Source organism: Streptomyces lonarensis (assembly GCF_012033735.1).
GTDB classification, from domain to species: domain Bacteria; phylum Actinomycetota; class Actinomycetes; order Streptomycetales; family Streptomycetaceae; genus Streptomyces; species Streptomyces lonarensis.
Window position 1 is genome coordinate 1 of record NZ_JAAVJD010000179.1, and the last position, 10,743, is coordinate 10,743.

9 protein-coding genes and 1 CRISPR repeat array are annotated in these 10,743 nt (G+C 73.9%); of the genes, 3 read left to right on the forward strand and 6 right to left on the reverse strand.

What is annotated here, in order from left to right:
* The coding region (locus tag HCN56_RS19075) for a vWA domain-containing protein (RefSeq protein ID WP_167972802.1) at nt 1-1,129 on the forward strand (1,129 nt) is incomplete at its 5' end.
* A complete protein-coding gene (locus HCN56_RS19080; protein ID WP_167972804.1) occupies nt 1,126-3,024 on the forward strand; it encodes a hypothetical protein in 1,899 nt (632 codons plus the stop codon). The genes HCN56_RS19075 and HCN56_RS19080, both read left to right, overlap by 4 nt.
* 190 nt (nt 3,025-3,214) lie before the next feature.
* Nucleotides 3,215-5,623: a CRISPR direct-repeat array (repeat unit 29 nt; unit sequence CTCCTCCCCGCACACGCGGGGGTGTTCCC).
* A gap of 54 nt (nt 5,624-5,677) precedes the next feature.
* Here the strand turns inward: HCN56_RS19080 and HCN56_RS19085 are convergent.
* The 5 genes from HCN56_RS19085 to HCN56_RS19105 all read right to left on the reverse strand — a co-directional run bounded on the left by HCN56_RS19085 (nt 5,678) and on the right by HCN56_RS19105 (nt 8,913).
* Nucleotides 5,678-5,917, reverse strand: a complete 240-nt coding sequence (locus HCN56_RS19085; RefSeq protein ID WP_167972806.1) for a type II toxin-antitoxin system RelE family toxin — start codon at nt 5,915-5,917, stop codon at nt 5,678-5,680.
* Between the two features lie 2 nt (nt 5,918-5,919).
* A complete protein-coding gene (locus HCN56_RS19090) occupies nt 5,920-6,435 on the reverse strand; it encodes a DUF6247 family protein (protein ID WP_167972808.1) in 516 nt (171 codons plus the stop codon).
* A gap of 247 nt (nt 6,436-6,682) precedes the next feature.
* On the reverse strand, nt 6,683-7,141 hold the full coding sequence (locus HCN56_RS19095) for a DUF2199 domain-containing protein (protein ID WP_245246741.1): 459 nt from the start codon (nt 7,139-7,141) through the stop codon (nt 6,683-6,685).
* Between the two features lie 370 nt (nt 7,142-7,511).
* Nucleotides 7,512-8,045: a TetR/AcrR family transcriptional regulator gene (locus tag HCN56_RS19100; protein WP_167972816.1), complete on the reverse strand. Its 534-nt coding sequence runs from the start codon at nt 8,043-8,045 to the stop codon at nt 7,512-7,514.
* Nucleotides 8,046-8,067: 22 nt separating this feature from the next.
* Nucleotides 8,068-8,913 carry an alpha/beta fold hydrolase gene (locus HCN56_RS19105; RefSeq protein ID WP_167972812.1) on the reverse strand — a complete coding sequence of 282 codons (846 nt, stop codon included), beginning with the start codon at nt 8,911-8,913 and terminating at the stop codon, nt 8,068-8,070.
* Between the two features lie 297 nt (nt 8,914-9,210).
* On the opposite strand from HCN56_RS19105, the gene HCN56_RS19110 reads away from it, so the two are divergent.
* A complete protein-coding gene (locus tag HCN56_RS19110) occupies nt 9,211-9,621 on the forward strand; it encodes a hypothetical protein (RefSeq protein ID WP_167972814.1) in 411 nt (136 codons plus the stop codon).
* Nucleotides 9,622-9,841: 220 nt separating this feature from the next.
* Here the strand turns inward: HCN56_RS19110 and HCN56_RS19115 are convergent, their stop codons facing one another.
* Nucleotides 9,842-10,699, reverse strand: a complete 858-nt coding sequence (locus HCN56_RS19115; RefSeq protein WP_167972818.1) for an NAD-dependent epimerase/dehydratase family protein — start codon at nt 10,697-10,699, stop codon at nt 9,842-9,844.
* Nucleotides 10,700-10,743 lie beyond the last annotated feature (44 nt).

The window sequence follows — 10,743 nt, forward strand, 5'->3', positions numbered from 1 at the left end:
GGCCGACCCCGCGACACCGCCCCGCGTACTGGCGGCGGCGGACCGCTGGCGGCTCGTCCTCGGCCGGCGCCACGACGCCCTCGACGCCGCCGCCGGCGGCCTCGCCACCGCCCTCGACGAGCTGTACGGCCAGGGACGGGGCGAAGGCAGCCGCGGGGACCTCGGCGCGGGGCACGGCGGCGGACGCGAAGCCCCCTACCCGGGCGTGCGCGCCTGGTCCGAGGAGCTCGCCGCGCTCTTCGGACCCGGCATCCGCGAGGAAGTCCTGGCCGCCGCGGCGGCGCAGGGCCGCACCGACGTCCTGACCGAGCTGCGGCCCGACAGCGTCCGGCCCTCCGTCGACCTGCTCCGCACCGTCCTCAGCCACGCCGGCGGCCTGCCCGAGGCCAGACTCGCCGCGCTGCGGCCCCTCGTGCGACGCCTCGTCGAGGAACTCACCCGCGCGCTCGCCACCCGCATACGCCCCGCGCTGCACGGCGCGGTCCAACCACGCCCGTCCCGCCGCCCCGGCGGGCCGCTCGACCTGCCGCGCACCATCCGCGCCAACCTCGCCGGCGCCCGCCGCGCACCGGACGGCACCGTCCAACTCCTGCCCGAGCACCCCGTCTTCCGCACCCGCGGCCGCCGCTCCGCCGACTGGCGGCTCATCCTCGTCACCGACGTGTCGGGGTCCATGGAGGCGTCCACCGTCTGGGCGGCGCTCACTGCCTCCGTCCTGGCCGGGGTACCGACGCTGTCCACCCACTTCCTGGCGTTCTCCACCGAGGTCGTCGACCTCACCGGCCAGGTCGACGACCCGCTGTCGCTCCTGCTGGAGGTCAGCATCGGCGGCGGCACCCACATCGCCGCCGGGCTGCGCGCCGCCCGGGACCTGGTCAGCGTCCCGTCCCGCACCCTGATCGTGGTCATCAGCGACTTCGAGGAGGGCTACCCGCTCGGCGGACTCCTCGCCGAGGTCCGGGCCCTCGTCGCCGCAGGCTGCCACGTCCTCGGCTGCGCCGGCCTCGACGACCTCGGCCGGCCGCGCTACTCGACCGGCGTGGCTTCCCAACTCGTCGCGGCAGGCATGCCGGTCGCCGCACTCAGCCCGCTGGAACTCGCCCGCTGGGTGGGGGAGAAGGTCTCATGAGCACGCAACTTCCCCCGGTGGCACCGGAGGTGACCGCCGCCATCGTCGGCGCACTCTCCTCCCGGCTCCGCAAACGGCTCGACGCCGCCGTCACCAAGCTGGCAGACCTCCCGGTCTCCCGCGACGGAGACACCGTGCGGATCGCGCTCGACGAGGAGACCGCAGTCGAACTCCAGCTGTCGGGCGGCGCGGTCACCACCGCCGAGGCGGTGCGCTGCGGCTGCCTGCTGGCCCCCGCCTGCGTCCACCGCGCCGCGATCGTCTCGGCCGCCCCCATCGCCGACCCGTCACCGGCCGAGAGCGCGGCGCAGGGCGACGCCCCGGCGGCGGACGCGGCGGCGCCGGACGTCGACGGTTCGGCCGCCTACCCGGCCCCGGCCGACGCACCGCTCCACGCGCCGGGCACCCCGGGCGGAGCCCGCACCGCCGCCACGGTGACCTGTGCCGCCCGCGGGTCGGCCCACACCGAGCCGGCGGGCCCCGGCCTCGACGCGGCCCCGGAACCCGACGCCGATCAGGTCGCCGCCTGCGCAGCCCTGTTCACCGCTGCGGCCGAGGCTCTCGACGCCGGCCGGGACGGTGCCGGCGCCGTCCACCAGGCCGAGCTGCTGCGCACCGCGCACACCGCGCGCCTCGCCGGCCTCCACCGCCCCGCGGCCGCAGCGGTCGCCACCGTCACCCAGCTCCGCGCCGCCCGCGCCGGTTCGCCCGAGCACCGACTCGCAGACCTCGCCCGCCACCTCCGCGACCTGCTCCACACCTCCCACCGGCTCCCCGCCGCCACCGGCGCGGAACTCGCCGAGCTGCGCGGCACGGCCCGGCGCAGCTACACGCCGGAGGGCTCGCTGCGGCTCCACGGCCTGTTCAGCGAAGCGATCCTCACCCCCGGCGGCTACGCCGGCGCGGTCACCTGGACCGTCGACGCCTCCGGCCGCCGCTACACCGTCTCCGACGTCGCCCCCGGCGGCGCGGCCAGAGCCGCCGGCGCGGGGGACCGCACCGTCCGGATGGGCGACACCGCCTTCACCCACCGGGAACTCTCCCGAGCCGGACTCGCCGTCTCCGGGGCCACCCTCTCGTCCTCCGGCCGCCTGGGCGCCGGAGCCGGAGTCCGAGCGGTACGGGCAGCCGGGTCACCGTGGACCGACGGCCCACCGGCAGCCCTGTGGGAGGAACCGCTGTCCGGCCAGGTCGCACGGGCCCTCGCCTCCCGGGACTCACCGACCCCGAACCGCGACGACCTGCTGTTCCTCACCGTGACCCTCGCGGGCGCGGTCAGGGAGTCCGCCGGCGACTGCCTCCTCGCGCACTGCGGGGGAGTGGCGGTCCGGCTCACGGTCGCCCACGACCACCCGGCGCTGCCCCACCGCGACAACCTGCGCCTGCTGGCCTCCCGCCCGGGACTCCGACTGCGCGCCGTCGCCCGCCTCGAACCCGCCGCTCACCCGCGCGCCCGACTCCTCGCAGTCAGCCACCCGACCGAGGACGGAGCACACGTCAACCTGGGACTGGAGCGCCTGCAGGCCGCCGACCTCCCGCCCGCCACAGCCCCCGACGGGGTCCACCCCGCCGCAGCCGAACCGGCCCGCCCCACCACCGCCCCGCTCCACCTCCTGCGGCGCCGCCTCCACCACGCGGCGGCCGGCGGCCGCGCCCTGCTCACCCAACCTCCCGGCAACGACCCCGGCACGCTGCGGGACCACGCCCTGCCGACCGCCGCCGCGCTCCTGGAGACGCTGCACCGGACCGCCGCCGACCGCACCCGCGACACCTTCGGACGGCTGCGCGCCACCGACCCCGAACTGTTCGCCCGCGCATGGCTCGCCGTCGCCCTCTACACCGACGAACTCGACCGGGCACTGTGCGCAGAAGCCTGGACCGACGACCCCAGCTGACCACTCGGCCGCACATCGACCGCCGCAGCCGACGACCCGAGCCGGACCACCCAAGCCGGCCCGAACACCCCACCGGCGCCGTATCGTTGCTCCGAGGCCGACCGCGCGACCTGGAATGGGTGAAATGCCGGAGTTTAGTAAAGTAAGTAAAATCCAGTTACTCACCAGTTAACGCCCCAGGTCACGCACGCTCCTCCCCGCACACGCGGGGGTGTTCCCCCGAGGACGCTCCGGTCGTGGGAGTCCGGTCGCTCCTCCCCGCACACGCGGGGGTGTTCCCGGCCAGCCCGTCGAGCCCTTCGACGTCGGGCACTCCTCCCCGCACACGCGGGGGTGTTCCCCGCCGCCGCGCTCAGGATCGTTCCTGACGAAGCTCCTCCCCGCACACGCGGGGGTGTTCCCGGACGACGACCCCGACATCACGACGGCGGCCGCTCCTCCCCGCACACGCGGGGGTGTTCCCTCGGGGTGCGGGTCTGCGGTGCCGGCGCTGTGCTCCTCCCCGCACACGCGGGGGTGTTCCCGGACGGCCGCCGGCGGTGATGGTGAGCTTGTCCTCCTCCCCGCACACGCGGGGGTGTTCCCGAGAACTACACCGTCGCCGGCGTCACTGTCGGCTCCTCCCCGCACACGCGGGGGTGTTCCTGCCTTCTCGAAGCGGGCCAGCCAGGCTGCGGGCTCCTCCCCGCACACGCGGGGGTGTTCCCCGTTCGATGGCCTCCATCAGCTGCGTCACCTCCTCCTCCCCGCACACGCGGGGGTGTTCCCATCCCGTACCTGGCCAAGGGCGGCACGATCCGCTCCTCCCCGCACACGCGGGGGTGTTCCGATCATCAAGACCATGAGCGCCAGGAGCGCGGTCTCCTCCCCGCACACGCGGGGGTGTTCCCCGGGCAGCCCTGGTCGTGCCGAGGCGCGAGAACTCCTCCCCGCACACGCGGGGGTGTTCCCGACACCCTCCCTGCCGCTGCCGCGGGACTGCTTTCCTCCCCGCACACGCGGGGGTGTTCCCGCCTACTGGTCGGGGGAGGGGACTGGTACACCCTCCTCCCCGCACACGCGGGGGTGTTCCCCGTGAGGTCGGGCTGTGGTGTGACCTGTGGTCCTCCTCCCCGCACACGCGGGGGTGTTCCCATGGACTTCGGTCTGAAGCCGGGCGCGGAGACCTCCTCCCCGCACACGCGGGGGTGTTCCCATCCGGTTCACGGCCGCCCACATCCGGGAGATCTCCTCCCCGCACACGCGGGGGTGTTCCCGTCTGGCGGCGGTGAGGTCGCGCGAGTCAACTCTCCTCCCCGCACACGCGGGGGTGTTCCCCGCGACCACATCGCCTCGGGCGAGGTGTGGCGCTCCTCCCCGCACACGCGGGGGTGTTCCCAACCTATTCCCGCGCGTGCTCCGGTCGTACGGCTCCTCCCCGCACACGCGGGGGTGTTCCCGCCGGTCCGGATGTGCTCGCGGACCATATCCGCTCCTCCCCGCACACGCGGGGGTGTTCCCCGCGACCACATCGCCTCGGGCGAGGTGTGGCGCTCCTCCCCGCACACGCGGGGGTGTTCCCAACCTCTTCCCGCGCGTGCTCCGGTCGTACGGCTCCTCCCCGCACACGCGGGGGTGTTCCCGCCGGTCCGGATGTGCTCGCGGACCATGTCCGCTCCTCCCCGCACACGCGGGGGTGTTCCCGAAGTCCGCCTTCAGCCGCCTCGGCGACGGGGCTCCTCCCCGCACACGCGGGGGTGTTCCCGAGTGCGTCGCCCTCGCCCTCGACCCGGGCGCGCTCCTCCCCGCACACGCGGGGGTGTTCCCGCGCTGCGGAAGCGCATCACCTCAGGCCAGGACTCCTCCCCGCACACGCGGGGGTGTTCCCGGGCCCGCCGTCGAGCGGGCGCTGCACGACGGCTCCTCCCCGCACACGCGGGGGTGTTCCCCGCTGACCCTGTGGGCCTCGTCGACCACCAGGCTCCTCCCCGCACACGCGGGGGTGTTCCCCGTCACCGGAGACACCGGCGGCGAGCAGCGCCCTCCTCCCCGCACACGCGGGGGTGTTCCCGGCCTGTACGGCGCTCATGGCGAATTCGAAATCTCCTCCCCGCACACGCGGGGGTGTTCCCAACCCCGACGGTTTCAGGAACGGCCTGAGGGTCTCCTCCCCGCACACGCGGGGGTGTTCCCGGTCGGGACGCTGCTCGCCGCTCCGGGTCACGCTCCTCCCCGCACACGCGGGGGTGTTCCGAGTCCATGTACCTCAACGACCAGGGGCATCTGCTCCTCCCCGCACACGCGGGGGTGTTCCCACGTCGCGGAGAATGGCGTCCCAGAGCCAAGACTCCTCCCCGCACACGCGGGGGTGTTCCCCGCCGAAGATCACCGACCCGGAGCCGCCCGGGCTCCTCCCCGCACACGCGGGGGTGTTCCCGCCTCGCCCTGGTCGTCGACCTCGGACTCGCGCTCCTCCCCGCACACGCGGGGGTGTTCCCCGATGCGCAGCGCCCCTCGTACCCCACCGATGCTCCTCCCCGCACACGCGGGGGTGTTCCCAACCCACGGCAGGTGCCGAGCAAGCTGTGCGGCTCCTCCCCGCACACGCGGGGCTGCCCATGGACGAGGCGTAGGGCCCGGTGGCTGCTTCAATCTCCGCCTGTGCGGGGAAGGCTCAGACGTATGTAAGACGAAGTACCGTCACGGTGACAATGCGGTTCGAGACGAGGTACATGATCTGACCCGCGCTGCCGAAATCCCGGTACCACACCTCGTTGGAGCCCTTCTTGCCCTTCCTGAAGGGGTTGGCCTGGATCTCCTTGAGTGCTTCTTCCAGCTCTCTGCGTGGTCCGGCCGGAAGGGAGTCTCGCTGGCGCGCCGCTTCTGTCACGAACCGGATCTCGTATGTGGCCATGCCTAGGACAGTTCCCCGCCGTCGGTGAAGACAGACTCGTCGCCGGCCTCAATGCGTCGAATCATGGCGAGGTCGATCTGCTGGTGTTCCGGGTTGGCGTTCCGGCACGCGGGGGTCCACCACTCGGACACCACCTCGACCAGGCGCCGGTGGTCGTAGGACTGCGCCGCGAAGTCGGCAGCTCCAGCGAAGTCCAGCTCGAAGCGAACGCGGTCGCCGGGGGAGAGGGCGGCGAAGACGGCAGGGCCGGTGCGATCGACCCACCGGGTGGGGTCCTGCTGAGGGAGCTGGGGCCTGCGGGTGATCGTGGCGTCCTGGTGGGAACGGTATCGGTCCGCATCCGCAGTGTCCCGGTCCCCTCCGGCGTGCAGCCACCACTCCCGCACGACTTCGGCCAGCGGTTCGATCTCGTACGTGAGCCGTGCCCCGGACAGCGCGAAGTCGTACTGCGACTCGAAGGTGCTGCGGTCCCTTTCGGAGAGGGTGTGACGAATCCACGCCCCGTTCAAATTTCCCACGGTGCCGCCCTTCCACGGTCTTTGGCCTCGTAGAGTGACCGAGCCTAGCCGCTCTCCGCGCGCTTGCCGGCGAGCCATTCGCTCCACCGAGATTCGCCGACGCCCTGTTACTCGCACACGTGAGTGTGTTCCTGGCGGCAAGCCGGCGAAGGCGGATGCCCTCCGACCTCGATGAGGCGCTGAATTCTGCGGCTCAAGCCGTCAGGCGCCGCCGGGGCGGGCGGCGCCGGCCGGCCGACCACGACGGCTACTCGCCGTCACCTGCGTGGAGCACGGCCGACGCGATCTCGCGGACGCGCTCCAGGTCGATTCCCGTGCGCTGCTCGACGGCGAGGGGGTGCTCGGTGGGCTCCAGCTCGATCACGAAGCGTTCGCCCACCGGGCGGGTATGGACGAGTGTCTTCAGGTTGAACGTCGCCGTCGGGTACACCGGAAGATCGGTGGTGAGCCAGCCGAAGTACGGTTCTTCGTCCTCGCGGCCGGGGGTGTCCCACAGCTCGGAGACCCGGGAGAAGCTCTCTTGGCTGAGCGAGACCCAGACGCCCCAGGAGAAGACCTCGTCACTGCCGATGACCGGTATCTCGATCAGGCCCTTGACGAAGTAGTGCTGCGCGGCGATCACGCACTGGTCCGCAGAGAGCAGGCAGCCGTCGGCCTCGGCGAAGTCCTGTTCCCACACGGCGGGAGCCGCGGCGGTGTAGTTCATGGGCAGGTCAGGGTGGTTGAGCCCGCAGCATGCGCAAGTGAACCCCGGATTACTGGTCATGGGCCCGGAGCCTAGCGACGGACCCCTGAGGACGAGGAAGGTGGCTGCTTTGCCCGCGTGCCTGGAACGCCCTCCGCCGCTGCCGCTCCCTGCGGTCGCCGGTGTTCTCGATGTCGAGCATCGACAAAGCGACGACGGCCGCCCAGGTGCCTTGCCCGGCCACGGAAGGACGTGCTTACCGCGGGGCCCGACTCCCTGCCGGCTCTGCACACCGGCTCGGCCGAGGCACTCGCGTTCCCGAACGGCCGTACCGCGTGGATCGCTTCGGGACGGACATCGCGGCGCGCTACGACGGGCTCTGGGTGTTGCCTCACATCGAGCGGAGGCCGTGGTCGGTGAAGTCGATGAGCCACTCGAAGCTCTCGTCGACATCCGCGCTCCAGCGGAAGCCGTGCGCCGACTCCAGGGTGGCGAAGCCGTGGCACAGACTGCGGAGCATGCGCAGCGCGTGGTCGGTGTCGGCCTCCGGAACGTCGTAGCCGCGCAGCACCGACCGGAAGGCCTCCAGTAGCCGGCCTGCACCGACGGCCAGCGGGTCGTCCGGTCCGGTCGGTTCCTGTCCGACGGTGGCGGCGTAGCGGCCCGGGTGTGCCAGCACGAAGGCGCGGAAGGCGTGGGCCGCCGCCGCGAGTGCGTCGCGGCCGGCGCGGCCTCGGACGGCGAGCCCGACGGCGTCGCCGGCCTCCGCGAGCGCCAGGGCGGCTATGCGGCGCACCAGGTCGTCCATCCCGTCCACGTGCTTGTAGAGGGACGGGGTGCGCACCCCGAGCCGCTGCGCCAGCAGCCCCATCGTGACCCCCGGGAGGCCGGCCTCGTCGGCGAGGGCGGCACCCGCCGCCACCACCGTGGCCGGGTCCAGCCCCGCCCTAGGCACGGGCGGCGTCCGAGCGGGCGAAGGCGAGCACGAGCGCGGCCACCTGCTCGGGGAACTGGTCGTGCGGGTAGTGTCCGGCGCCCTCGATCATCTCCAGCTGTCCGAGCCCGGCCGGGAGCTCCTCGACCACAGCCGAGCCCTCGGCGTGCGGGTCCGCCCAGTCGGGGTCGAGGGTGCCCATCACCACCAGCACCGGGCAGCGCACGTGGGCGAGCTGCGCGCCCGCGTCGGTCGGAGCGCTGCGGCCCATGCCCTGCAGGGCCTTCATCCGACCCGGCTCGCGCAGCTTCGCCTCGACGGCCGCCAACCGCTCCGACCAGTCGCGGGGCTTGTCGCCGGGGTACGCGACGTCGAGGTAGGAGAGCCACAGCCGGGTGCTGCCGAACACCGCCGCGCCGAGCAGGCGCAGCATGCCCTGACGGAAGCGCTTCACCCGCAGGTCACCCGCGGCGACCGACTGCTTGCGGGTGAAGGGGGCGAGTTCGACCACGCCCGTCACCAGTGCCGGCTCCTCGGCGGCCGCGATGGTGGCGGCACCGCCGGAGATGGAGTGGCCGACCAGCACGGCCGGTCCGCCGAGGTGCCGGATCAGGGCGAGCAGGTCGCCCGCGATGGCGGTGCGCGACCACTCCGGCCATGCCGCGCTCGACTCCCCGCAACCTCGCAGGTCCGCGGCGGCGACGCGGTACCCGGCCGCCACCAGCACGGGGGTGACCGCCCGGTAGGCGGCGCGACTGTCGCCCATGCCGTGCGCCAGCACGATCAGCGGGCCGCTACCGCTGACCTCGTAGGCGATGGTGCCGCCCTCGACGCTCAGATACTCGGTCGAACCGCTCATGACAGCTCCTTGTGGCTAATGACGTTAGCTCAAAGCTAATGCCATTAGCTGAGCCTGTCAACGCGGCTGCGCACGAGCTGGGGCAGCCGCGTGGTGACCGGCGGAACGCGCACCGCGTCCGCCGACGCAGGCTCGACCGCGATCTCCCGCAGCTCCCCCCTTGGACGGGACACGGGAGGCCGGCGGGGGCCCCGTGGCCGGTGGGGGCGGGCCGCGGGGCCTTCTGCGGTCGGTCCGTCGTGTGCGACGATCTCCGGCCAGTGACCGACAGCGGACGAGACGCAAGGGGGACCGGACGTGACCGGCTTCGAGATCGTGGCGGTGATCCTGGCCTCCGGCTTCGTCGCCGGTGGTGCCTGGGACCGGATCAAGAAGATCAAGGACGAACGCCGCGACGCCCGCGAGCGCGAACTGCGCGGCCCGGACCCGGTCTGCGGCTGCACCCACCATCTCGCCTACCACGACCCCAGAGAGGGCCGGTGCTACGCGATGGTGAAGACCAAGCAGCCCAAGCAGCCCAAGAAGTCGAAGCAGGCCAAGCAGAGCGCGTCACCGGAGCCCGCCGCCGCGGACGCCGGCGGTAAGCCCGCCGCCGAGCCCCGGCAGTGCCCCTGCCGCCGCTACGCCGGGCCGGAACCGCTCGCCACGCTGTACGCGCCCGAGATCACCGGAGGCGCCGGCAACGCGCTGCCCCGCGCGGACGACTGACGGGGCCACCGCCCCCGACCTCGCCCCACCCGGCTCCCCGCCCCCGGCTCGCATCCGACCCGCCCGCCGCCACCGCGCCACCACTCCGGTGCCCCCCCGGCCCCCGCCCCGCACCTCCCGCCGCTCCCCGCCGGGCATCCTCCGTCCGTCCGGCGGGCCACCCGGAGGAGTGGTGCCGCGCATCCGCCGCGCATCCGCCGCGGGCCCGCCGCGCTGCCGATCACCCCCGGTCCGGCAACGGCGGCCACTCGCCCCACATGCTCATGAAGTCGCCCCCGAGCGGCGGCGTCCCCGGGCGCGCCCATCCGGGGGCCCCGTCGGCCAGCACCGCGGCCGCGTGGTCCTCGGCGTCGTCGAGCGGCCGGTAGCCCAGGCGGCGGGCGGCGGAGAGGTCGAGGACACCCCGGGTGTTGTCCGAGACCCCGTTGACCACGGTGTGCCCGACGCGCGGCGCGGTGAGCGCAGCGTGCACCAACCGCACCAGGTCGCCGTGGCTGAGCCAGATCGACAGCTCCCGCGCGTTGCGGGGGCGCTCGTAGCAGCCGCCGATCCGCAGCGAGACCGTCTCGATGCCGGTGCGCGCCCAGTACAGCTCGGCGAGGTCCTCCCCGACGCACTTCGTCAGCCCGTAGAAGGTGTCGGGCCGGTGCGGGCCGTCCACCGGGATCGGCGGCTGTCCGGTGTCGGGGCAGCGGGCGAAGCCCACGGCGTGGTTGCTGGAGGCGGCCACCACGCGGGGCACTCCCTCGCGCCGCACCGCCTCGTACAGGTGGTACGAACCGAGGATGTTGTTCCGGACCAGCTCGGGGAAGTCGCGTTCGCCCGGGTGGCCCGCCAGGTGCACGACGGCGTCCGCGCCCCGCGCGGCCTCCCGGAGCGCCGCCTCGTCGTCCAGTTCGGCGACCACGGCCCCCGGATCGCCGGGGACGGCGACGCGGTCCAGACAGCGCAGCCCCCACCCCAGCGCGGGCAGGCCGGCCCGCAGCGCGGTGCCGAGCCGTCCGGCGGCGCCGGTCAGCAGGACCGTGCCCCGCGCGCCCTCGGTGGCGCGGGTCGCCGCGTCCGGCTCCGGTGTCACGTCCGTGGCCTGCGCCGCGTCCGGGCCCTGTGCCGGGTCGGGGC